Genomic DNA, 23,384 nt, shown 5'->3' with positions numbered 1-23,384 from the left:
GGTGCTGTTCACGTTCGTCATATAGACCATCGGACCAGGAACCGACCGCACCCGAGGTAAGGACTTATATTATACCACGAAAATTCTCATTTTTTGGGCGTAAAGAAACTTTTCTCAAAGCTCCACGGGGGTCTCCGTCTACTTCCACGAACTCGTAAGCAGTGACTTCACAATCGAACTTTACGGTGGGGTTCAGTTTTTGGTGCGCTTCGACGACTTCTCTTTTTCCAAAACCTTTACCTTTACCGTCTTTTATAACAGGACGCAATGCTATGTTGAAAGCCCCCACGAAATCAGCGTCTAAAACAATTCCATGAGGGAAGTCAACATCTGCAAAATGTTTTACCGTGGGGTCCCAAAAGAGTTCTTGTCCAAAGAGTCTCCATCGTTGCCCTTTAGAATCTCTTTCCGTTCCTTTCACCCATGGAACCGGTTTCCTTCCACCGCTCGACGGTGGGGCATACTTCACTTTGTGGTACAAGCCTCGTTCATCTGGTTCGCAACAGAAGTGAAAACCTATTTTTCTTCCTATATATTGCGTTTTGTCTTTCGCTAACATGCTCTCTACGATTTCTTTCGATGCATACCAACCTGATGGCGAAATCTGACTCGTGGCATATGCCCATTCTTCTCGAAGTCCATCTACAACATTCGGATTGTTTTTTCTTTCCGTGAATTTATACCCGTGTTTTCTCATTTGATTGAAAAGTGCATCGTGAATAGCAGCCAGATATTTGACCCTATTGTTCCTTTTCAAATTCATATCTCTTAAGTCTTCGATTACAAAACAATACTCCCCTGCGCCAAGTTCTCTTTCCGTCCAAGAGACCAAGTTTGCAATGGATTCTACGGTTTTTATTTTGTTTAGCCCTCTTTCTTTTCTTCTCAATCTTCTTATTTGCTTAATTTCTCGTTCAATCGCAGTAGGCGAACCCCCTGCGTTCCGCAAAGTATCTCTCCGACTTTGGTGATAAGCGAGAGCATCTCGCAATCGTTTCCACTCATCTTTTCCGCCACGGATGAACACGTCGGCTACTACCGTATTCGATTCTGTGTCGAAAACTACGGCTCTGTACGGATAGTTAATCCCTCTGTCTATACCTATTAGATAACGACACTGGGGTTTCTTATAAAAGCTATGGGTATCTACTACCTCGATATCGTTTTCGTCAAGGAATTTGAACACCGGTCGTATAAAGATTTGAGCGGGTCTCTTTCCTTCAGAGGGAATCAAAACATATTGCGTACAGAAATTCGCGCATCGGCGATGCAACGGTGCATTCGGGTTATGATTTTCTACGTGCTTTTCGTACCATCGTAAAAAGTCGTGTTTCGGTTTTAGCGGCAAGATTAGACAAGACTTTTCCGTCAGTTGGTTATCCGAGTGCAGAGATTTTCCATCAGTATAAACGTATCTTTCTTCGTCTATTCTAGGTTCCCCATCGACGGGGATTGCGAATACGAATCTGTTCTCTTGTTTATCCCACAATAGCGCTCCTTCTCGTCGTCTGCTCGTGATCGCTTTATAGTAAGTTCTGCCAGCCCATGGCTGTCCTTTTTCCGTTGCTCGCCAATGTTTTAGTCTTTTGAGCCTTCCGAGGTCTTGTTGTAATAGAGTCAAATACCCTCTCTTTTTAGGGTCGTCAGGATGCGATTTGAAACGCTCCTCCAATGGCAGACCGAACCATTCTTCGAGCGCAGCGTTCAAATCCGGCACATCAGCATCGTCTTCTGCCAAATATGGAAATTGCGGATTAGTATGTTTGCCACGATTAGCAGCAGCATGAAAACTCGATAAATGCGCTTTAAGTCTTCCTTCGAGGTGATCTTTTGCAACACCTTTAGGTGCTGTTTGTTTTATTTCATCTGCTGTCGCTTTCACCCATTCAACTTCATGCCATTTCCGTGCGATATTTCGCGCGCTTTTGTCCGCAAGTAAATCATCATCGGAAATGCTATCGAATTTACTTCCCGATTTCGAACGCTTTATAAGCGCACGCCACACGGCTGCATTTTCAGGAAGAGTGGCTTGTAGTTTTAAACTTTCTTTCGCATTTTTAATAGAACCGAATTTATCTATTGCCCACTTGCGGACTATTTCCTCGTCATGCTTGTTGCTTATCTTTTCGAGTTTCCCGAATATTTTATCTTCTTTTCCTAACGGAATCTCTAATTCAACGAACGCAGCACAACACCAATCGCGACCTGTTCCTCTCTCTAAACCTTTATCACGTTCCGGAGGCAAAGGTTGTGGCTCTTTGATGATGTGAGTTTGCGGTCCTGGCTGCGGACCCATTCGTTTTAATGGTTCAGGAATAAAAGGGAGTTCAATTTTTCGCTTCTCCTTCACCTTTTTGGGTTTTGGAACCCACTCTTCGTCCTCTTCTAGATTACGTTTGATGTCGTTATACTGCACCAATACTCTATGCAACAGATAATGCCACGCTTGTAAGTCTTCAGGTTTTTTCTCGAGATGGTTACGAATATGTTCAGCCTTTTTATCGAGGCGTTCGAGTCTTTTTTGTGCCACTTCACGTAATCGCTCATTCCTTGTCATTTCTCTGACCTCTCGGAAATTTTAGGTGTATTCTTTTCCAGAACTTCCCCCAAGGGAAGACCTTAGAGCCCTCTTTAGTTTAACTTAAACCACAACATAGCGAACCCCGGATTCGCAAAGAGACGTACTTTATAGGGTAAAAACAGCTTTCCTGAAGCCAAGAGACGGATGTATGTCCCCTCACAAAAGGAGATATGAATGAAAAGAAACACTATCGGAAAAGCCATTACTGTATTATCCCTGGCAGCGCTAGGTTCGCTCGTGCCTGGGTTGTTGCGACCCGCCGCTACAGGTAAAAAGCCACCCGAGCGGAGCCCCCGCATATTGAAGACCCAGTTTTCTTATACCGCCGAGGTTTCTGAAATTCCTGCAGGCATAAACGTCTTGGACGTCTGGCTGCCGATTCCCTCGGACACCGCCATGCAGAAAATTACAGGGCTCAAGGTGGATTCCTCCCAACCTTATCGGATTACGCAAGAGAAAAAACACGGAAACCGCATGGTTTATTTCCGTATCGAAAATCCGAAGAAATCCTTTTCGAGCGTCGTAACATTCACCATCGAGCGGTTCAAGCCTGAGAACTCTTCCGAGAACCATAACGGTGTCCACCCCGAAGGATATTTGAAAGCTGATTCGAGAGTTCCCGTGGGGGGGCGTTTCCTTTCGCTCGCGCAAGAAATTATTAAAGACAAAACCGACCCCATGGAGAAAATGCGCGCAATATTCGACAACACGGTCGCTACGATGCAATACGACTATAACAAGGAGTCTCCGCGTTTGGGAGAGGGCGATGTGGCTTTCGTCTGCGATTACCGAAAAGGAAACTGCTCCGACTTGCATAGTTATTTGATTTCTCTCGCGCGAAGCGTTGGCATTCCTGCATTTTTGGAATACGGATTTCCGATTGTCGGGATTCCTTTTTCCGACACTATCCCCACCGAAGGAAAAATCGCAGGTTATCACTGCTGGACGTGGTTTTACATTTCCGGAAAAGGATGGATTCCTCTCGACGCTTCGGATTCGAGGCGATGGCTCGATGCGAAGAAGGCGGATATCGCGGAAAAACTCTTCGGTGATTTGGTTTTGGAAAGAACCGCAGTCGCTTTTTCGAAAGGAAGAGACATCATCCTCGAACCCCCCCAGAAGAACGCGCCATTGAATTATTTCATTTATCCTTATGCGGAAGCGGATGGAAAATCCGTGAAGGCATCTTGGGAACTATCGTATAAGATACTATCGAACGGAAAACACTGATTATATAGGAATCCTTTATCGCGCCTTACGGCGCTCCTACTTGCATGCGAGTAGATGCTTATAAAGCATCCGCAAAGATTTCTTTTATCGCGCCTTACGGCGCTCCTACTTATATGTGAGTAGATGCTTATAAAGCATCCGCAGATTTCTTTTATCGCGCCTTACGGCGCTCCTACATCTCGTCTATATTTATATCGGCCTTACGGCGCTCCTATCTTTTGCAACTTTCTTACATGCGCAATCAAGATAGCGATGTCCGTAGGTCGAATTCCAGGGATTCTCGATGCCTGCGCGATCGTTTCAGGTCGAACGCGTGAAAACTTCTCTCGCGATTCATAACTCAATCCCTTCACCGAATCGAAGTCGAAATCGAGAGGAATTCGCAAAGATTCCAAACGCCGCAACTGCTCGATTTGGTCTGTTTGCCGTTTCAAAAAGCCTTCGTATTTCGCATAGAGTTCGACTTGTTCTTCCGCTTCGAGTTCTAAACGACTCGCCGGTTCCGAATATCCATTGCCGTTATCCGTGGGAAGATAGCCGGCTACTTCAGACAACTTAATGACATCCCGATAACGCATGTTAGGACGCTTCAGCAATTCGAATCCTGTCGTCTTCGTTTTCACGGGGGGGAAGCCGAACGATTCGAACAAGTTTTCGTCGCGCACACTGAAAGCGATAGATTCGATGAGAAACTTCTTCGAGTGAATGAGGCGTTGTTTTTCGCAAAATCTTTTCCAACGTTCGTCGTCCACCAGCCCGACTTCTCTGCCGATGGGGGTCAATCTTTCGTCCGCGTTATCGTGACGAATTTGCAAGCGATATTCGCTTCTCGCCGTAAGCATTCGGTAAGGGTCGTCCACGCCTTTCGTCACCAAATCATCAATCAAAACACCGATGAAAGAACTATCGCGCGTGAAAATCACTTCCGGTTCGTTCTTCGCGAATCGCGCGGCATTGATTCCTGCGACGATTCCTTGCGCTGCGGCTTCTTCGTAACCGCTCGTTCCATTGATTTGTCCTGCTAAAAACAAACCTTTGCATAGCTTGCTTTCTAAGGTGGGGCGAAGTTGCAGTGGGTCTGCCATGTCGTATTCCACAGCATAACCTGGACGCAGCATTTCGACGTTTTCCAAACCCGGAATCGTTTTCAAAAATGCCATCTGTACTTCTGCAGGAAAACTCGTGCTCGTTCCTTGAACGTAAACCGATTCCCCGTCCCACTCCTCGATTTCTAAAAATACAGGATGGGATTCCTTATCGGGGAAACGCACGATTTTGTCTTCGATGCTCGGACAATATCTCGGACCTATCCCTTCGATTTGCTTACCGTAAACTGCACTGAGATGCAAATTTTCTAAAATCACATCGCGAGTGTGCTCGTTCGTGCGCGTTTCGTAGCAGTCGTACATTTCTTTGAGCGGCATCACTTTGTCGTGCAAAAAACTGAAAGGACTGGCATCCGGTTCGCATGGCTGAATATTCACGCGTGAAAAATCAATGCTTCCCAAGCGAATGCGGGGCGTCGTTCCCGTTTTGAATCGTTTCACACGAACTCCGATAGATTTCAAGAATTCGCTGAGACCTACGACTGCCTGGTCACCATAACGCGCCGCACGAGTTTTGCGATGACCTTCATGACATAACCCATTCAAAAATGTACCGGTCGTGAGTACGACTGCGTTGGCTTCGACTTCACCCCCCCCTGAAAGACGGACACCTACGACGCGACCTCCATCCGTCAGCACCGTTTGCGCTTCGTCCTGTATGAGGGTAAGATTTTTTTGTTCCTCAATTACTTTCCGCATGATTTGCGGATAAAGCGCTTTGCATGCATGCGCCCGAAGCGTCTGCACCGCAGGACCTTTCCCTGTCCCTACCACTCGAATGTGGGTGAGCGCGTAATCCGTAGTTACGCCCATTTGTCCTCCGAGTGCGTCCACCTCCCGCGCCAAAGTGCCCTTCGCCGAGCCGCCGATAGAGCAATTGCAGGGCATATGACCGATTCGGTCTAAGCGCAGGGTAACGCATGCGGTTTTCACACCCATGCGAGCGCAAGCGAGGGCTGCTTCGATTCCCGCATGCCCCGCGCCAATCACGATGACATCGTAACGCGTCATAGAGGAAAATGTAAGTTTACCGAAATAAGATAAATTTAGTTTACGTCTTGCCGAACGTCTTGCCGAGATCCATAAGCAGGAACTCTTTCAAGAATTCCGAAACGTTATAAACTATGTAGAATCTTTCCTCGAATGAACTACCGGAGCAAGTATCTAAAGGACATCCTCGAAATGACGCCTCCCGTGGAGGTCGAGGCATACGGCTGGGTGAAAACACGGCGTGATAGCAAAGGTGTCCATTTCGTGCAAATCAACGATGGGAGTTGTTTCGACGATCTACAAGTCGTGATTCCCGCCGATGTATTCGATGAACAAACTCTCAAGCACATCACGATAGGTGCTTGCGTTCGATTCAGTGGGACACTCGTCGAGTCACCTGCTCCGGGGCAACGTGTCGAACTTCAAGCCAAAGCAGTAGAAATTTTCGGGGAAGCGGACGCTGCGACTTACCCAATTCAAAAAAAGGGCGCTTCTTTCGAGTTTCTGCGAGAAGTTGCACATTTAAGACCGCGCACGAACACCTTCGGAGCGGTCTTCCGCGTTCGAAACGAACTCTCTTGGGCGATTCATAAATTTTTTCACGAGCGCGGCTTTTTGTACATTCACACTCCTATCATCACAAGCAACGACTGCGAAGGCGCAGGTTCTTTATTCCGCGTTACGACGCTCGATTTAGAAAATCCGCCGAAAATACAAGGACAAATCGATTGGTCGGAAGATTTTTTCGGCAGACCGACTTATCTCACGGTATCCGGACAATTAAACGTAGAAGCATTCGCTCTCGCATTGACGAATGTATACACCTTCGGACCGACATTTCGCGCCGAAAATAGCAACACCCCCCGTCATTTAGCGGAATTCTGGATGATCGAGCCGGAGATGGCATTTTGCGACATCGAAGGCAATATGAATCTCGCTGAAGAGTTTTTGAAATATCTCATTCGTCACGTTCTCGAAAATTGTCAAAAGGATTTAGCCTTTTTCAATCAACGAATCGAACCTTCTTTGCTCGAAACGTTGGAACATGTGGTGAATAGCGCCTTCGAGCGCATTTCCTATACCGAAGCGATTCGATTGCTCAAAGAAAGCGGAGAAACTTTCGAGTTTCCCGTTTTTTGGGGAAGCGACTTGCAAAGCGAACACGAACGCTATCTTACGGAAAAGAAAATCGGACGACCGGTAATCGTTACGGATTATCCGAAAGAGATCAAGGCTTTTTATATGCGTTTGAACGACGATGAAAAAACCGTGCGAGCGATGGATGTCTTGGTGCCTCGAATAGGTGAAATTATCGGCGGATCTCAACGCGAAGAACGCTATGATGTTTTATTGCGCAGAATTCGCGAATGCGGTCTCGACGAGAAAGATTATTGGTGGTATCTGCAACTTCGCCAATACGGCTCTGCTCCTCATTCCGGTTTCGGTCTCGGGTTGGAGCGAATGATGATGTACGTCACTGGTATGAAAAACATTCGCGATGTCATTCCATTCTTCCGCGCACCCGGGCAAGCGGAGTTTTGAAAGAAATTATTCTGTTTTATTTTTCGATATAACTCGCTAAAAACTTATGCAACCAATCGCTGATACCATCGTAATGGTCACTCCCGACCATTTCGGATTCAATCCGCAAACTTCCGAAACGAATGTTTTCCAAAACCAACCACGAGCAGGTGAAACTCCGTTTCATATCCGCGAGGATGCATATCGCGAATTCACGAAAATGGTGGAGCGTTTGCAAGAAAACGGGATTCGTATCGTCTTGCTTTCGAGCCCGAAAGTTTCAACGCCGGATGCAGTTTTCCCCAACAATTGGTTCACCACTTATGGTGGGAAACTCGTTTTGTATCCCATGCATTCACCGAATCGCAGCGCGGAACGTCAGCCCGAAACCTTAATCGAAGCACTGAAGAGCATCGGTTTCGACTACACGAATCATGTAATCGACTTGACGCATTGGGAAAAAGAAAATTGTGCATTGGAAGGTACAGGCAGCCTCGTATTTGCCGCTGACGATACTGTTAGCGTTTTTGTGGCGCTCTCTCCACGAAGCAGTCTGAAGGTAATCGAGGAATTAAAGCGACATTTCCCATACGATTTTCACACTTTCACAACCGTGTCGATAAAAGGTCTTCCCATTTATCACACGAATATGCTTATGAGCGTAGGCGAGCGTTATGCGGTGGTTTGTTTCGATGCGATTTCCGAGGAATATCGTAAAAACATACGCGATGAATTAGAAAAATTGAATAAAGAAATCCTCGAGGTTTCGATGGAGCAAATGCTTACGTTTTGTTGCAACATCAGCGAGTTGCAAAACATCAAAGGCGAGCGAATGCTCGTTATGTCGAAACGCGCGTGGAACGGTTTCACGGACGAACAAATCGAGCGACTAGAACGTTATGGGACTATCATTCCGATAGACGTGGAGACAATCGAAAGAATAGGAGGGGGGAGTGTTCGCTGTATGATTGCCGAAGTTTTCCCTCCACTGAAAGCGCGTGTTGATAAGACATGATTAGACCTCAAAGCCTCAACTGCAGGAGCAGTTGAGGCAAGAAAAAGGCATGAAGAAGTTGAGGCATGACTATGTATTCTTTAAGGCTTTTTCGACAACGAGTTGCAATGTTGTTTCTAAATTATCTCCCTTCTTCAAATATTCTTGCCAGTGCGTTTCGACGAGCTCAGAAATCTTGCCCATCTTCGAATAATATCCGCTTGTTTCACCATAAGGTCGATGCTTTCTATTAACATATTTTCGTATTGCTTCAGCGGAATGAACAAACATAAGAGTGTGAGGCAAGTTTCGATAAATCGCGTCTTCACGCCCGACCCCATTACGCAATAACATTTCTCTCAACATACTCAACGCATTGTCGCTCGATGCAAAAGTCGCATCGAAAGCGTGAATAGATTCATGTACAATAGCCTCGTAAAAGGTCGACCCAGAAAATTGCGACATACCGATAATACAAACTGCACCATTATTAGAAGAACGAACGGTCAACCCCCCCGGATGCGGCGCGAATGCGACCAAAATAATTGGTACACGAAGTGTTTCCTTCGGGAAACGAAGACCTCGAATCATAAAATCGACCACGTCTTGTTCATGGGGCGAAAAACCTTTTTCGATATCCTGTAACTTCTTTTGAAACTGTTCTTTATGTTTTTGCTTCAAATTCTTTTCATATAAAGGGCGTGATAGTCTCATTGCTTTCGCAATGCTCTCTAATGGTACACGAAGTAGGCTTCCACGAGAAGATTTCTCCGGTGCTTTCATTGCATAATTTTCCAGTTTTTCGTAATCTTCGAATCCAGTGACGATGCCATCTATGAGAGCAAATCCGAAAGGCTCGGAGAGCAACGATTGCGCTTTTTGAAATTCTTTCAAAGCTTCCTCCCACCCTTTCGGTGGGTTTTTAGACGCTATGGAAAAACGAAGGAAAAAATAATGGTCGAGCAATGGAGTCCAACAATATTCGAAGGTACCGCTCCGCGTCTTGTCCTGCAGAGTATCCAGTGAGATTCGTGCGAAAAAGAAAGATGCCCCAAATGAGCTCACGGATTTTATGAAATCTCTTCGCGAGATTCGAAACTCCTTATCTGAGCGCACCGCGAAACTATACCACGCTGTTTACCAAGATTCTTTCACACGCGGTCAAATAGAGCGCGTGTGAAACGGAAAATAACTAGGAGCATCTCCAAATGATACGATAAAAAATATTTCCTCCAGAGAAAGCCTCAACTGCAGGAGCAGTTGAGGCATAATAATAAAGAAGTTGAAGCATAAAATTTTTTAGCACGCCTCGAACAGAAAGGTGCGTTTCCAAACGGAGTTTGGAAACGAGGATAACGAGGAAACAAGGAAAATCCTTAAGGAGCGCCGTGAGTCGCGAACGGAGTTCGGAAACGAGGAAAGAAATTCGTGGGAGCGCCGAAAGGCGCGATTTTTAAAGGCACATCAACAGCGGAAGATGTTGAGGAATGGATGCGTGGTCTTTAAGACTCTCCCGATAAGGTATTCTTCGTACACGTCCAAACGGACAGTATGAAAAATCTCGACATAGGAGAAAAGCAATGAAAAACATGAGCCCATTTTTGATTGTTCTTTTTGCGTTTTCTGCCTTTGCTCAAATAATAGAAAACCCGCACGTACCTGAGGAATTGAAAAAAATCGAGTTCCTCCTCGGTAATTGGAATACGAAAGAAAAATACTACGGTAGCAGTCCAGAACCTTACGAAGGGACTATGGAGATTTCCTTTCAAAAAGCCCTATCCGGGACTTTCCTTCAAGGGAATTACAAAGGTTCTATGAAAAGAATGGGAAAGCACGAAGATATTTCTTTCATCACGTACTTCGAAGGCATGTTGCTCATTACCTATGACAATCAATCAAAGAAGTATCGAGCCTGGTGGTTCGATGTCAGATGGTCCGATACCCCGTCTATGCAACCAATAGAATTGGAAGGCATCCTGGAAGGCAACCGTTTAGTGTTCACGAGTAAGCCTTACTCAATGCCTGGAATGGGAGATGCCATCATCCGCATTACCTACGAAAAGAAAAACCAAAATGAGGTCAATTTCCTCCTACAGACGAAAGGTAGAGGTGACTTTGTAAAACAAATAGAAAGCGTCTACACGCGCGGGAAAACCAACTTAAGTGTATCTTCGCAGTGATACGACGCAGCGATACGATAAGAAATAATTGTTTTTAAGTCGAAAGCCTCAATTGCGGGAGCAGATGAGGCTTTTATACATTATATAAACATGCATGTTATAAGGAGCCTTATGCGAGATATAGGTATAGGACTTATATCAATTTTATTTCATGCTGGAGTTTGCTTCCGCCATTCTCGATAATAAAAATACACGTAGCCTCTTTATCCATCGGATAACCGAGTAAATAACCTTGTGCGTACTCGCATTCGGCTTTACGAAGTGCTTCGAGTTGTTCCGGTGTTTCCACGCCTTCTGCAACTACACTTAAACCGAGAGCGTGGGCGAGTTGAATCATCGCATACACCACTTGACGCCCCTGATTCTCTTCCACCATAACCGTAACGAACGACCGGTCTATTTTCACACCGTCAATCGGAAAACGATGTAGATAACTCAACGACGAAAAACCGATTCCGAAATCATCGAGCAATATTTTAATTCCCATTTCTCGCAATCTTCGAATCGTTTCTGCAACTTCTTCGTGTTTCTCCATGAAACTTCTCTCTGTTATTTCGAGTTGGATGTCTTCTCCTTTCAATTCCGTCTCTTGCAGAATCTCCTCGATCTCATTCACGAATTCTCTTTGAGAAAACAATCGCGGAGAGAGATTTACGCTGACGGGAAAAGCCCGAGCGTCGGGATGAAATTTCCGCCAATCTCGGATTTGCTTGCAGGTTTCGCGCAAAACCCAACGGTCGAGACTCCAAATTGTTCCGCAATCTTCCGCCAAATGAATGAATTGCGCGGGCAAAAGTAATCCTTGTAGGGGATGATTCCATCGAATGAGCGCTTCGAAACTCCGCAACTCGCCCGATTCCAATGAATAAATAGGCTGATAATAAATCATCATCTCCTTGCGTTCCAAGGCTCGGCGCAAATCTGTCTCCATTTGAAGAGTATCCATCGGGTAATCGCATTGTTCGCTATCGAAAATAACATGCCGATTGCGACCGAGCCTTTTCGCTCGATACATCGAGGCATCGGCATCCCGCAAAATCTCCTCGGGACGTTGATACGTATCATTGCCGAGAACGATTCCGACACTCACGCTGATAAACACCTCTTGACCGAAAAGAAGAAACGGTTCTTTGAGAGCCATCTGAATCCTTTCTGCGATGCTTTCGGCATCGGACGCCTTTCGAATACCTCTCAAAAGTATTGCGAACTCATCTCCGGAAATTCTCGAAAATGTATCTCCTGGACGCAGCACCCCAATGATTCTTCTCCCGATTTCGATAAGCAAGGCATCACCTGCTCCGTGTCCGAGTGAATCATTAATCAATTTGAGCCGATCCACATCGAAAAAGAGCACTGCAAAGGTGGGTTCGTCATTTTGATGATTTTTCAAACATTGTTCGAGTTGGTCCAAAAAGAGCAAACGATTCGAAAGACCGGTCAACGGGTCGAGAATTGCCTCACGTCGCAATTGTTCCTCGAACTGTTTCCGTTCGGTGATATCTATACAAGTTCCCACATATCCCACGAATTCCCCATTCGGTAGAAATCGCGGCACACCGGAGTTGAGAACCCAACGATAAGAGCCGTCTTTGTGGCGCAAACGGTAATCCATCGCGAAACTTTCTCGTTTCTCGAAAGCGGTGAGATATCTTTCGATGAAGTTATCTACGTCTTCAGGGTGAACGCTATTCGTCCAGCCGATTCCCGTGGTTTCATGGGTGCTCGTTCCGGTGAAATCAAGCCAAGTTTTATTCAAAAAGGTATATAAGCCTTCTTCGTTAGAAACCCATATCATAGCGGGAGAACTGTTTGCCAAACTCTCGAAACGCTCTGCACTTTCACGTATGGCGTTTTCAGCCTGTCGTTGGCTATATATTGCCGTAGAAAGTAGCATTGCCATAACGGAAGCGACTGCGACAAAAATTTGACTGATAACCAAGGCGACGTTCAATCCTAAGCCTTCGACCAAAGCACCCCCCCCTGATAATGTACCGAGCAAGGCTACCCACCCGAGTAAAAGTACAGCGAAGGAAGTCGCCTTACGTGAAAAACGAAATGCGATCCATAACAAAGGAGGAATGGTAAGAAAAGGTTGCATGTATTCTTGAGTCTTCGAAAGCACCCCCCCAAAAACGAACACAGCGGAAACGGAAAGCAGGGTCATCGCCACGCTCGCTTCAATGATCCGTGCATTGTTTTGGAACTCCCAATCGATTTTAGGGTTTGCTCCCCAAAGAATTAGTAAGGGTGATACAATTATAATTCCCGACAAATCTCCCAGCCACCACGTCAGCCATATTCCCCAGTAATTCCCCCATTCCGCCAATCCTCCCAAAGCTAAACTCGTTACCCCGATTGTAGGGCTTATCATGCTGCTGAATAAAGCAGCAAGAGCGAATGTAAGAACACGTTCGGGTTTTTCGAAGACATGGATGCCACCTGCAAAGCGATTGATTAAAAGAGCACCCGTCAGCGCTTCGAGCGTGTTCCCACAAGCAATACCCAGCGAAGTCGGAATATCACCACTCGTGGTCGCATTTACGAGAAAAGCGCCGAGAAAAACGCCCGGAAAGACCCTGTACCCGAAAGACAGGAGAACAGAGAGCGCGAGTCCAGCGGCGGGCCAAACCGGGGAAGCGCTGGCGTGAAAATACGCAAAAGCCAGCCCTAATTTGCCTACCCCGAAATATAGAGCCGCTACTATGACAATAAGAAAGACTGTGGCTGCTGGCTTCCCTGTTTTTCTCATCAAAACCCCAACACCCAAGAAAACCGTTCTGAGGTGCCTCTTCATTTTTACTTAACTTCGCTAAATTTTGATGGAAAATTGGGAAAAAAGTACTCTATCCCTCCTTGCTCTTTAGAGAGACGAGGAAAGGGTGAAGAGCACTCGGCAGGAATATGCCGCATTTTTCCCTCATAAACCGATATCTTATTCGTATCTGCGGGGGGGATTAGCACTTAGGAGTACAGCCCGCTCGCCCAATATCTCCCTCTCTCGTATATTCATCGAAGAAGAAAATATATACTATCAGCAATGAATCTTCACGTCGGTCTCTCCGGATACTCTTACAAAGAGTGGCAGGGCGAGGGGAAATTCTATCCGAAAAACCTAAAGCAGAATCAATTTTTAGAATACTACGCAACGCAATTCGATGCAGTAGAACTCGACGGAACATGGTATCGAATGCCTTCGGAAAAAATGGTGTCGGAATGGAACCGCGCGACACCGGAAGGTTTTCAATTTTGCCCCAAAGCGCATCGCGACATCACGCACATCATGCGCTTGCATCCCGAATCCATTCGTTCGTTACAATTCATGCTTTCCCGTTTAGAACCGTTGAAGAAAGCGCACAAATTAGGTCCGATTCTCATTCAACTCCCCCCCAACCTAAAAAGAAAGGAGGGTCTGCTCGAAAATTTCCTGAAAGACATACCGGAAGGGGTTTGGGCTATAGAATTTCGACACGATTCTTGGAACATCCCTGAAGTAGAAAATTTATTGCGTTCGTACGAAATAGCATGGGCAATGGTGGAAACCGATGAGAAAGAAGCAATGTATAAAGACACGGCGCGGTTCGTATACGTGCGTCTTAGAAAAAGTGATTATAGTGATAAGGAACTGAAAGATTGGGCAAAAAGATTGAAATCTATCGGAAAAGATTGTTACGTATTTTGTAAGCACGAAGAAGAAGTTACTCGCCCATGGGAATGGGGAAAGAAGTTATTGAAGTATTTTGCTCGATTATAACCAGAAAGCGAGAAGACCCCCCCATCATTTTTTACTCTTTAAATTCTTTCAGCTTGAAATCCACTTCATATAAATAAACTTCCACATCGTTTAATTTCCTCAACGCATATTTAAGACGTTCATCGAATTGGCCTGCTATAATTACCCCTTTGGTAGCTATTTGTTTATTTTCCTCAATCCAACCCATATACCGAGTTAGCTGTCCAACAGTATCATCGCTGCTTTGATTTCTTTTCAGTTCGATTACCACGAGTTCACCAGTTTTTTTATCTTTAGCCAATATATCGATTTTTCCTATGCCTGTCTTGTATTGCTGACTCACTAATTCGCCATTTTCTTCAATTAGTTCATATTTCTTTCCAAGCTCAGTTTTGTCCCAGTTTTCAATAAGAAAGTCTTCTAATTGTCTTTCCATATAAAATAACCCGGCGAGGTTTTCTTGCTCGTCAAATGATTCAGGAAGGGGCTCATCTTCTTCTAGTTCTGTAGGTTTCCATAAGGTTTTAAACTCTGGCCAATAAAAAAACCGATCAATTGTTCTCGCGGAATAATTAATGCCGTAATCTCTAAACAAATTAATAAGTTTCTGATTGGATAATGTAATTTTTCTGCCGACACTGTCTGTCGAAAAATTTATTTCTTTATCGAGACCAAAGTAGTTACAAAGGCTCTCTCTATCTTTTAATGTCACCACGGAAAGGTTCTGAAAAGGATCAAAAGCCGCCAACATGGTACAGATAGCCGCACCTTTATCACCTGTCAAGCTTCGTATATGCTTTTTCCCATTTCGCTTATATTCCTCATTCAATTTATATAACTCATCTATTTTTTCCGCTTTCTTGTCAATGTCGTTCTCCAAAAAAATGCTATTGAGCGTTTTTGAAAATTCTGGTCGTTTTTTTATTTCTTTGAACATTCTTCGCCATTCACCTATTGCAATCCCCACCCTTGCGATTGCTTCACTAATTTCTGTATTTCCTTTTCCTGCCCTATCTAAAATCCGTATTATTTGGTCTAGTTCTATATCATTCAGCTCACTGCTAGGAGAAAGGATTTTATCGTTCCAGAATTGTCTGAATCTATCGCGTTGCTCTGCCCAAACTGCATCTTTTTTCGCGAAATCGTATGTGTTCAAAAAAGAGTTGAAAAGTTGTTGCAACCTCACCTTATCCATCTAAATCTCCTGTCTGGTGGAGGCGGGGGGAATCGAACCCCCTTCCAAAGTCGGTGCACTTCCGGTCGCTACGAGCGTAGTCTGCGCTTTTCTTTCGCCGAGAGATTCTCCGGCAGACAGGCTACCTCTCGGCTATCCCGTTTCTTTTCGCGTGAGTCGCCTCGGGAAGCGGCTTCCCACACTATCCGGATTTGGCGACGCCCGTTTCGAACCTACCGGCTCGGTTCTCACGGACGGCTGTTTTTAAGCAGCGTATGCGTATTGATTCGCAGTTACTTTTTTGCCGCTTTTTTACGAGGCTCGCGGCACCTCGGCTCGCTACCGTGAAGCCGACCAGCTCTGTCGAAACCGGTCGCCCCCATAGGGTATTCCATATTATAGAACGCTGCCAGCATCCTGCAGTATCCCTCGTTTTCGGTATTTTTAGGTAATTGACGCTTAGACCCCTACTGGAAAAAAGATAAGAACCTATCTGACCCATAAACGACGCACATCGATAAAAGCTATCCCACCCCTCTCCGAGGGGGCGATTTTCCAGGTGGGGGGCGAAATTTTAACGCTTTTTCGTGTATAATCCCCCCCATGAGAAAAACTACCGCTAAGAAGGGGGGCTCGGTGAAGTCTCGGGCAGCCCTCGCAAAACTCATATCCTATTTCCGAAGAAACGGCTACCTGCGATTGCCGGACAAGCGGAAGACCGCACGCTCCAAATACGCCTACAAAAAGGGGTACGAAGTACGCTTCGTCGCCTTCAATAACAAAGAACTGAACGAGATTCGGAATGCTTTGCGGGAAGCCGGCTTTCCGGTACGTAAGCCTTTCGGGAAACAAAGCCAAATGATTCAACCCCTCTACGGAAAAGAATACGCAGAGATGTTTCTGAAACTCGGCGGCAAAAGGAAGGCGAGCAAGAAAAAAGCAACGAAACGCAAGAAATAACGAAGCCCTCGAATCAGTAAACCAACTAAAAACTCGACTGAAACGAGTCGAGAAACTCGCGTTTATCTATTCTTTGCTTTCTTAACAGCCAACCTCTCGTTTCGCGAGCCTGTGCTATGGGACAGACAAAAGAGATATGATGACGAGCGAAGCAAGTGAGCTTTCACTATTCTCGAATCAACCCCCCCGAGCAAAAAAGAGGAAAACAAAAGTTCGATTCCCTTGATAAACAAGGGAAATCATACTTATGAAGTCAAATTAGGGTGCTTTACTTTCTTCCGGGAACCCGAATACGGACGTAGTAGACATCCTGCTCGAGATTAAACGTCGCCGTAAAGGCAACGTGCACATCGTTGTAATCCGATTGTATGTCTATATAATCACCCATCTTTTGGTTCCCCCCCGGGTATCCGAGGGTATGGTCGAAAGGCTCGGTGATGGCTTGAGCAGGAGCCCAATTCATCCCACCGTTGAAGGAAAAAGAATAGTAGAGTTGCGATTTTTTGTTCGTCGGGTCGTTTTGTGTGTCATACCAAACGACGTCTATCCTTCCATTCGGTGCGACATCCATCGCCGCAAGCCACTGATAACCGGTTCGCACGGAGTTCACTCGTACGGGACTACTCCACGAACTTCCATTATCCAAACTGCGAATGATATGCACATCGCAAGGGTCGCTATCGGGGGGGTTTACGGAGCAGAGCACATAAATCGGCTTTGGGCCAGGTGTAGGAGTCCGGTCGCACGAAATATTCACTTGCCCCATCAAACCAATCGGATTCACGTTCGACCCGTATTCGAGTGTCCCCCCCATATTTAGATTCTTGAGAAGGTCGAATGTCGGTGTTTGATCTTTGTATTTGGCATTGCTGGAACGCGCGTATCGAAAAGAACTGCTCGAATATGCAGGGCTTGCGAGACCTGCAAGATGCAAAGTGCCATCGCGAGAGACATCGAGTTGCCCCCAAACGCAACCGTTAGGAATCGCGATAGGACTCATCCAACTATCGGCATCGGTCGTCGAACGCGTAAAATTTTCTCCTTCGAGCGTGCTATACGACATATAAATGTTTCCGTAGCCGATGCTATTGGGCCAATTGTCTACGGTAAACCACTGTTTGTCCGAACCATATGCATAAATCGGATTGCTCCAATTGAGTCCGATTTCAGAAGCCTTGAAGAAATGAACGTTGTAATTTCCTCCAGAAACGTTGAGACTGCAGTACAACCATAATCCAGCCTTTTCGCTTCTCCGCATTACGGGGTCACTGCGGAATTTTCCGTTATCGAGTGTCGTCATCGTCCAGGTTTCGCCCCCGTCGGTCGTAATTCCCAGCCCTGCTTCGCGGAAATCGGAGGTAATGCTATCGAATTGCCTCCAATTGACAGCGACTTCGTTCGGCGCAAGGGGATTGAAAGTGAGAGAGGGCTCATTTGCGGCATCCCCAATGATGTTCAGCCCTGAAGAGTCCACATTGACCTGGGAAATGCTCCTTCCTCTATATGTATGGCTCCCAGAAGTGGACAGAATCCGCAAGCCGGGTTCGACATGTCCGCGGGTAGGCGGTGTCTCCAGGATAATTCTGCCTTGAGGACTTGTCCCTGCGTTCAAAGGCAGGAGAGAGAAACTAAGTAAAAGAGGTAACAAAATAAGAATCTTCTTCATGAAAACATTTCTCCTTTTTGGCTAAGCCAGCCAAGATAGCCATGTTTTTGTCGGAAGAAACGAGGAATTAAGTTCGCGCGCCTCCTACTTCGAGCGGGATAAAAGTATGCACGAGCGTAAAATAATCGAAAAATACGCGAAATACGCACAGCGGTTGACATTTTTAGTAGATTTGTGTGGTAAAGTGAAAAATATGCTTTTGGGCGTTCGTCCCTGCTTCAGTGGGGGAGGATAATTCGACACCAAAGGAACTTAGAGTTTAGGAGAATCAAAGAGCCTCGTATTTCTAACAGCACCTGGCTGAATCGAATTATTAAGGAGAAGATTATGAAGTTCATATCGAGCATCTTTTGCGCTGTTTGTTTATCTTTTTTGTTGAATTTTTTAGTTTTCGAAAGAGCCGAACCTTCAAATTCACATGATGTCGCATTATTCGGAAAAATCACTGACAAGACTATTCCTGATGGGGAAATCTCGCTCGCCTTCAATTTTTATGATAAACAATCGAAGGAATTCATTTATCGTGCTGTTTCGAAGGCACGTATCGAAGACAACACGTATTCCACGCAGCTTCGAAACGTATCTTTGCCTCGGGGAGAAGAATATTATTTGTATCTAACCCCCCCTGAAATAGCGGCTCCTGGTGTTCTCCAAGATCAAACCCCAAAACCAATAGGGGTAGTCATGCTGCAAGACGAAACACCAGGAATCCAACAAATTGGACATGCGAACATCAGCGGCACTCTGCTTGCTGGGAAAATAGGGATCGGCAAAAACAATCCTATCTACCCCCTTGAAATAGTCACATCGGCTTCGATTGCTTTAACAACATCTACGACCGACACATCTGGCATGGGTCTCCTCGCAAAAACCGATGGAAGTGGGGGTGCCGCTATCAGGGGCCATGCTACTGCAGATAGTGGCAACACCTTTGGTGTCCAAGGCTTCGTTGATAGTCCGAACGGTTATGCTGGATACTTCCTTGGACAAGGATACTTTAGCGGCTTCCTAGGAGTTGGCAGAACCTCAAAGGTAACTTCAGCAGAAGTGTTTGGAATCGGAAGTTCGAATGCATCGGGCTTCGCTGGTATGTATGCACTTACTGGTGATACAGGGAGACCATTTTACGGATACTCTACCGCGGGAGTTGTCGATGCCTACCATTACTATGATGGCGCAGACAACACCTGGAAGCTTTATTGCGGTGGCGATAGAATAACCGTGCGTAAGTCGGACGGATTTACGAATTTTCCCTCCTCGGTTAAGATAGCCAATCTTGGGATAAATGCAGACCCTATAAACCCTTACCATCTCACGGTAGATGGGGAAGCGTTTTTCAGCTATATTAGTCCAGCCGGAATTCGAATCAATTCCTTTGAATCTAGTATAAGGCAAGTTGGAAGCAACTCCGCTTCTATTTGGACTCTTCGTGGTAATTTTGATGGAACAAATTACGAAGGCGACCTCAGAATTAGCACATATGGGGGAGTACCCGTGGCTCAGGTGTATTCCAGCCAGCAAACAGGTTATATATACGCAGATGTCAAGAATTTCAGAGAGGTTAATCCAAACAATCCAGAAACCGACATTTGGTACGCTTGCATCGAAGGACCCGAGGCTGCTATGTATGTTCGGGGAACTGCTACCCTTGTAAATGGCAAAGCAGAAGTCATATTGCCTGAGCACTTTTCCGCACTCGCTTCGGAAAAGGAAATAACAGTCATGCTGACACCTCTTTCGGAAGATTCCCTTGGTTTAGCAGTTACTAACAAGTCCACTCAAGAATTTACGGTAAAAGAACTTCACAAAGGCAACGGAACTTACGACTTCGATTGGGAAGTAAAGGCGGTAAGGAAAGGGTACGAGGACTACAAAGTCGTGCGCAGTTGGCTGGAACACGGCAGAGGTGATGAGAATTCAGAATCCCTCTGGCGCCACCGAATGAAGAGATTGGAACGCTTGAAAAAATAGACAGCGGATTATGCCGTTTTAAGCGATTCTATAAACCATAAACCTGAAGGGTCTGCCATATTTTATAGAATCACTCCATCGAAACTTTAGAGACTTTGCAACGAGTTCGTCCATTCTTAGACATCGGCACGAAATTCCTCGAATCCGGAATTGATATATTCACATACGACAAAGATGAACAAATACGCGATTTTTCCCGCTTTCGAGATTTACTTCATATAAATTTCCAGCGTATCTGTTTCGCTGTGCTCTCATCGAAGCGCTCGGCTTGCCCTCCTCAGCGCATCAAACCCATTAAAAAATGTACAATCTCTTCACGAAGCTTACCAATTTCCTGAGCGTACTCGAACTCTCCTAAGGAGGACAACTTGTTTAAAACGGAAACTGCATGCAATTCTATAGGAAGTAAATCATAACTTTTATCTATTATCTTTGTAGCTGCACTCGTCATTTCTGGATGATGATACGAAATTTTACAAAGGACACATAACAAATATTTTATTCTTACATGTACAGGTGCATGGAATGGAATAAAATCGACTATCTGCCTGAGTTCGCCAATCAAGTCGAAGGATGCAAAATCTATAGGAGCAACGATTACGATGTGCCCGAGCCGATTTTGAACGTCTTCTCGTAGTTTCGTAGATGCCAGTAAATATGTTGCCCACAACCAGTCGAGTTCCTTATACGTTGCAAAGTAACCATTAGAATATCCTGTATCTGCCCAAGCCGACAAAAGAGTTTCGATAATCCACTTGTCGATTCTGCTCATTTCCCTTTCGGAACGAGAGATTTTTTTTAAACTCCAGTAAACTTCCTCCAGCTCTGCACATCCGTGGAGCAACAACTCTAAACCTTTTCGGACAGGTGATTCTTCCATCATATTTCATCAGAAACAATTGGAGCAGTCATTGGACGATTCTCATCATCCCAAAAAGGGAAGGCGAATGGAATAAAAGTATTCCTTGACCGAGTCCACCAATGAGACTTTTGAATAACGTTGTCGAGTAATTAAGACTTTCATTTTATTCCCTTTCGGAATAATCTCGACGGAATCATGATTATAAAAGCAGATAATATGAAAACGAGAACGAAGATAAAAATACATAACATTAGCAAGAATTGAATAATATTCCACACTGGTCGAGGATATCCTTTCGAACGCCAATCCTCTACTGCTTCTTTCCATCCGAAGATATCCCATAATTGACGAAGAAATCCCTTCGAGCGCCATTCCACCTCTGACTCTTCTATTCCCTTTTTATACTCAGATTGAACGTATTCCCATTCACTGAAATCGCCGCTCAAAAAATCATGAGCATAATTCTTCACCATTCGCGCATATTCTCGGAGGATTAGAGGCTGATCTTTCTGACTGATAAATGCGTCAACCTTTGGTCCATTATATCTTCCACCGCGTAGTTCGGCAATAGTTTCTATCGGAACAATGTATACATCAGATTGTTCTGTAATCGCTCCGAATGGTATGATAATTTGACCATCTACGAGTTTACATATCCATACATTGAGCCCTTCGTAATCCTGCTTATCGATTAATATAGCGGCTGCTTTGTTTTTTAGTTCTATACTGACACCCATTGCGTCTTCATTTCTTATAGTTGGCTCTGACATTGAAAATGATTGTATTACGTCAGCAAACGCGTCTTTAATGTCAATCAAAAATTTTTCGTTTTCTTTTCGCATGTCGACCTGTTGTCAATATTAGTACGTTGGAATTGACTCTCTGTTACGTCCTATGCTATCTTCTCCATTCTCGAACCGCATAAAAAAGCTCGATTATTATTCCCGCAATGCAACTTTCCTGAAACGTCGAAACTGCCCGTTCGTAGACATCGGCACGAAATTCCTTCTATTCCAATCTACATGTATATTTTATCACCGAATTTTATCACCGAGCGATAAACAAAAACCGGTTCCCTTGCGCAACAGGGGGAACCTTCGAGGAGGAGGTCGAAAATCCCGCTTCAAGTCCGCATGATAAAAGCGGGAAACTTGCGTCGCCATATTCCGCTCCGAAAGACCCGGGGTGTAACTCGTCGTCGTCCCCCCCTTCGTGACCGTAAGAACAGGAGAAACCACATCCGTCCACGAGATTTTCTTTTTCATATCAAACCTAAGATTATCGCTAGCATTCACATATGACAACTTCTATTGCACATGATAAAAAGAACAAAAATAACTACACCTATCACCAAACACGGCACAGAAAGACGAGGCTTATTAGGAGTATGCGCTTCTTCATGCAACGCTGCCATCCTTTTTTTATACTCGGATAGAACGTATTCCCATTCACTGAAATCGCCGCTCAAAAAATCATGAGCATAATTCTTCACCATTCGCGCATATTCTCGGAGGATTAGAGGCTGGTCTTTATGAATGCTAAATGCGTCAATTTTTGGTCCTTTGTATCTTCCGCCGCGTAGTTCGGCAATAGTTTCTATCGGAACAATGTATACATCAGATTGTTCTGTAATCGCTCCGAATGGTATGATAATTTGACCATCTACGAGTTTACAAATAAATACACCAAACCCTTCAAACTCCTGCTTCCCGATTAAAATTCCTGATGTTTGGTTCTTTAATTCTACACTGACACCCATTTCATCCTCAAACCTTATAATTGGGTCTGACATAGAAAAGGATTCTATGACATCAGCAAACGCGTCTTTAATGTCAATCAAAAATTTTTCGTTTTCTTTTCTCATGTCGACCTGTTGTCAATGTTTTAGTACGTTGGGATTGACTCTCTGTTACGTCCTATGCTATCTTCTCCATTCTCGAACCGCATTAAAAAGCTCGATTATTATTCCCGCAATGCAACTTTCCTGAAACGTCGAAACTGCCCGTTCGTAGACATCGGTACGAAATTCCTTCTATCCCAATCTGGAATATGGATATTTTATCACCGAATTTTATCACCGAGCGATAAACAAAAACCGGTTCCCTTGCGAAGCAGGGGGAACCTTCGAGGAGGAGGTCGAAAAATTCTTCGTATCCGCATGATAAAAGCGGAAGCACCCGTTCTTTCTGAACTATAACTAACTTCCTCTTCCGCAATGAATCCGGTTTCCAACGTTGAAAACATTTCATCTAACCAAACTCAAAATCCAATTTCCAACCATGACGCAAACAAAAGGAATAAATACACCAATGATAAGTTTATCCCACGTTAATGTACTCATCAATGTAGTGCTTATAATTAGTGCACCACCTAGTGGAACTCCCAAAGGCGCATAAGGCATTCCCCACCAGAATAACGA

Annotated in this window: 17 protein-coding genes and 1 other RNA gene; 7 read left to right on the top strand and 11 right to left on the bottom strand. The window is 45.0% G+C overall.

The window, feature by feature from the left end; translation table 11 throughout:
- Nucleotides 1–64: 64 nt before the first annotated feature.
- Nucleotides 65–2,557 carry a hypothetical protein gene (locus VNK96_09815; protein HWP32001.1) on the bottom strand — a complete coding sequence of 831 codons (2,493 nt, stop codon included), beginning with the start codon at nt 2,555–2,557 and terminating at the stop codon, nt 65–67.
- 198 nt (nt 2,558–2,755) lie between these two features.
- On the opposite strand from VNK96_09815, the gene VNK96_09810 reads away from it, so the two are divergent.
- Nucleotides 2,756–3,811, top strand: a complete 1,056-nt coding sequence (locus VNK96_09810; protein ID HWP32000.1) for a transglutaminase domain-containing protein — start codon at nt 2,756–2,758, stop codon at nt 3,809–3,811.
- Nucleotides 3,812–4,011: 200 nt separating this feature from the next.
- Here VNK96_09810 and mnmG read toward each other — a convergent pair whose 3' ends face one another.
- Nucleotides 4,012–5,928: a tRNA uridine-5-carboxymethylaminomethyl(34) synthesis enzyme MnmG gene (mnmG, locus tag VNK96_09805; protein ID HWP31999.1), complete on the bottom strand. Its 1,917-nt coding sequence runs from the start codon at nt 5,926–5,928 to the stop codon at nt 4,012–4,014.
- Between the two features lie 132 nt (nt 5,929–6,060).
- Here mnmG and asnS point away from each other — a divergent pair, with 132 nt between their 5' ends.
- Complete coding sequence (gene asnS / locus VNK96_09800; protein ID HWP31998.1) at nt 6,061–7,449, top strand: asparagine--tRNA ligase; 1,389 nt, start codon at nt 6,061–6,063, stop codon at nt 7,447–7,449.
- Between the two features lie 46 nt (nt 7,450–7,495).
- Nucleotides 7,496–8,443, top strand: coding sequence for an arginine deiminase-related protein (locus VNK96_09795; protein ID HWP31997.1), 948 nt, complete (start codon nt 7,496–7,498; stop codon nt 8,441–8,443).
- A gap of 69 nt (nt 8,444–8,512) precedes the next feature.
- Here the strand turns inward: VNK96_09795 and VNK96_09790 are convergent, their stop codons facing one another.
- Entirely contained in the window at nt 8,513–9,316 is an 804-nt protein-coding gene (locus VNK96_09790) for a hypothetical protein (protein HWP31996.1), read from the bottom strand.
- 686 nt (nt 9,317–10,002) lie between these two features.
- Here VNK96_09790 and VNK96_09785 point away from each other — a divergent pair.
- On the top strand, nt 10,003–10,602 hold the full coding sequence (locus tag VNK96_09785) for a DUF1579 family protein (protein ID HWP31995.1): 600 nt from the start codon (nt 10,003–10,005) through the stop codon (nt 10,600–10,602).
- A 133-nt stretch (nt 10,603–10,735) separates the two neighbouring features.
- On the opposite strand, the gene VNK96_09780 is transcribed toward VNK96_09785, so the two are convergent.
- Nucleotides 10,736–13,396 (bottom strand): EAL domain-containing protein, encoded by a 2,661-nt coding sequence (locus tag VNK96_09780; GenBank protein ID HWP31994.1) that lies wholly within the window; start codon nt 13,394–13,396, stop codon nt 10,736–10,738.
- Nucleotides 13,397–13,639: 243 nt separating this feature from the next.
- Here VNK96_09780 and VNK96_09775 point away from each other — a divergent pair, with 243 nt between their 5' ends.
- Nucleotides 13,640–14,353 carry a DUF72 domain-containing protein gene (locus tag VNK96_09775; protein ID HWP31993.1) on the top strand — a complete coding sequence of 238 codons (714 nt, stop codon included), beginning with the start codon at nt 13,640–13,642 and terminating at the stop codon, nt 14,351–14,353.
- A gap of 31 nt (nt 14,354–14,384) precedes the next feature.
- Here VNK96_09775 and VNK96_09770 read toward each other — a convergent pair whose 3' ends face one another.
- On the bottom strand, nt 14,385–15,527 hold the full coding sequence (locus tag VNK96_09770) for an endonuclease NucS domain-containing protein (GenBank protein ID HWP31992.1): 1,143 nt from the start codon (nt 15,525–15,527) through the stop codon (nt 14,385–14,387).
- A gap of 14 nt (nt 15,528–15,541) precedes the next feature.
- Nucleotides 15,542–15,887: a transfer-messenger RNA gene (gene ssrA, locus VNK96_09765) on the bottom strand.
- 222 nt (nt 15,888–16,109) lie between these two features.
- Between ssrA and VNK96_09760 the strand changes: the two genes are divergently transcribed.
- The gene (locus VNK96_09760; GenBank protein ID HWP31991.1) at nt 16,110–16,466 is read left to right on the top strand and encodes a hypothetical protein; all 357 of its coding nucleotides are present in this window, start codon (nt 16,110–16,112) and stop codon (nt 16,464–16,466) included.
- Nucleotides 16,467–16,734: 268 nt separating this feature from the next.
- Here the strand turns inward: VNK96_09760 and VNK96_09755 are convergent, their stop codons facing one another.
- Entirely contained in the window at nt 16,735–18,132 is a 1,398-nt protein-coding gene (locus VNK96_09755; GenBank protein ID HWP31990.1) for a sialidase family protein, read from the bottom strand.
- 327 nt (nt 18,133–18,459) lie between these two features.
- Here VNK96_09755 and VNK96_09750 point away from each other — a divergent pair, with 327 nt between their 5' ends.
- Complete coding sequence (locus VNK96_09750; GenBank protein HWP31989.1) at nt 18,460–20,103, top strand: hypothetical protein; 1,644 nt, start codon at nt 18,460–18,462, stop codon at nt 20,101–20,103.
- A gap of 277 nt (nt 20,104–20,380) precedes the next feature.
- Here VNK96_09750 and VNK96_09745 read toward each other — a convergent pair whose 3' ends face one another.
- The 4 genes from VNK96_09745 to VNK96_09730 all read right to left on the bottom strand — a co-directional run bounded on the left by VNK96_09745 (nt 20,381) and on the right by VNK96_09730 (nt 22,829).
- Nucleotides 20,381–20,986 (bottom strand): hypothetical protein, encoded by a 606-nt coding sequence (locus VNK96_09745; GenBank protein ID HWP31988.1) that lies wholly within the window; start codon nt 20,984–20,986, stop codon nt 20,381–20,383.
- A gap of 137 nt (nt 20,987–21,123) precedes the next feature.
- Nucleotides 21,124–21,735: a hypothetical protein gene (locus VNK96_09740; GenBank protein HWP31987.1), complete on the bottom strand. Its 612-nt coding sequence runs from the start codon at nt 21,733–21,735 to the stop codon at nt 21,124–21,126.
- Between the two features lie 264 nt (nt 21,736–21,999).
- Nucleotides 22,000–22,230 carry a hypothetical protein gene (locus VNK96_09735; GenBank protein HWP31986.1) on the bottom strand — a complete coding sequence of 77 codons (231 nt, stop codon included), beginning with the start codon at nt 22,228–22,230 and terminating at the stop codon, nt 22,000–22,002.
- Between the two features lie 26 nt (nt 22,231–22,256).
- Entirely contained in the window at nt 22,257–22,829 is a 573-nt protein-coding gene (locus VNK96_09730) for a hypothetical protein (GenBank protein HWP31985.1), read from the bottom strand.
- Between the last annotated feature and the right edge of the window lie 555 nt (nt 22,830–23,384).

The organism is Fimbriimonadales bacterium, from assembly GCA_035559795.1.
GTDB lineage: Bacteria > Armatimonadota > Fimbriimonadia > Fimbriimonadales > ATM1 > DATMAR01.
This window is presented reverse-complemented; position numbering and strand designations above follow the sequence as displayed.

Bases quoted from the DNA above. Each gene is read 5' to 3' on its own strand.
- asnS (HWP31998.1), top strand. From the start codon at position 6,061: ATGAACTACCGGAGCAAGTATCTAAAGGACATCCTCGAAATGACGCCT.
- VNK96_09795 (HWP31997.1), top strand. From the start codon at position 7,496: ATGCAACCAATCGCTGATACCATCGTAATGGTCACTCCCGACCATTTC.
- mnmG (HWP31999.1), bottom strand. From the start codon at position 5,928: ATGACGCGTTACGATGTCATCGTGATTGGCGCGGGGCATGCGGGAATC.
- VNK96_09755 (HWP31990.1), bottom strand. From the start codon at position 18,132: ATGAAGAAGATTCTTATTTTGTTACCTCTTTTACTTAGTTTCTCTCTC.
- VNK96_09740 (HWP31987.1), bottom strand. From the start codon at position 21,735: ATGTCAGAGCCAACTATAAGAAATGAAGACGCAATGGGTGTCAGTATA.
- VNK96_09785 (HWP31995.1), top strand. From the start codon at position 10,003: ATGAAAAACATGAGCCCATTTTTGATTGTTCTTTTTGCGTTTTCTGCC.
- VNK96_09775 (HWP31993.1), top strand. From the start codon at position 13,640: ATGAATCTTCACGTCGGTCTCTCCGGATACTCTTACAAAGAGTGGCAG.
- VNK96_09730 (HWP31985.1), bottom strand. From the start codon at position 22,829: ATGAGAAAAGAAAACGAAAAATTTTTGATTGACATTAAAGACGCGTTT.
- VNK96_09760 (HWP31991.1), top strand. From the start codon at position 16,110: ATGAGAAAAACTACCGCTAAGAAGGGGGGCTCGGTGAAGTCTCGGGCA.
- VNK96_09815 (HWP32001.1), bottom strand. From the start codon at position 2,557: ATGACAAGGAATGAGCGATTACGTGAAGTGGCACAAAAAAGACTCGAA.
- VNK96_09780 (HWP31994.1), bottom strand. From the start codon at position 13,396: ATGAAGAGGCACCTCAGAACGGTTTTCTTGGGTGTTGGGGTTTTGATG.
- VNK96_09810 (HWP32000.1), top strand. From the start codon at position 2,756: ATGAAAAGAAACACTATCGGAAAAGCCATTACTGTATTATCCCTGGCA.
- VNK96_09770 (HWP31992.1), bottom strand. From the start codon at position 15,527: ATGGATAAGGTGAGGTTGCAACAACTTTTCAACTCTTTTTTGAACACA.
- VNK96_09745 (HWP31988.1), bottom strand. From the start codon at position 20,986: ATGATGGAAGAATCACCTGTCCGAAAAGGTTTAGAGTTGTTGCTCCAC.
- VNK96_09735 (HWP31986.1), bottom strand. From the start codon at position 22,230: ATGAAAAAGAAAATCTCGTGGACGGATGTGGTTTCTCCTGTTCTTACG.
- VNK96_09750 (HWP31989.1), top strand. From the start codon at position 18,460: ATGAAGTTCATATCGAGCATCTTTTGCGCTGTTTGTTTATCTTTTTTG.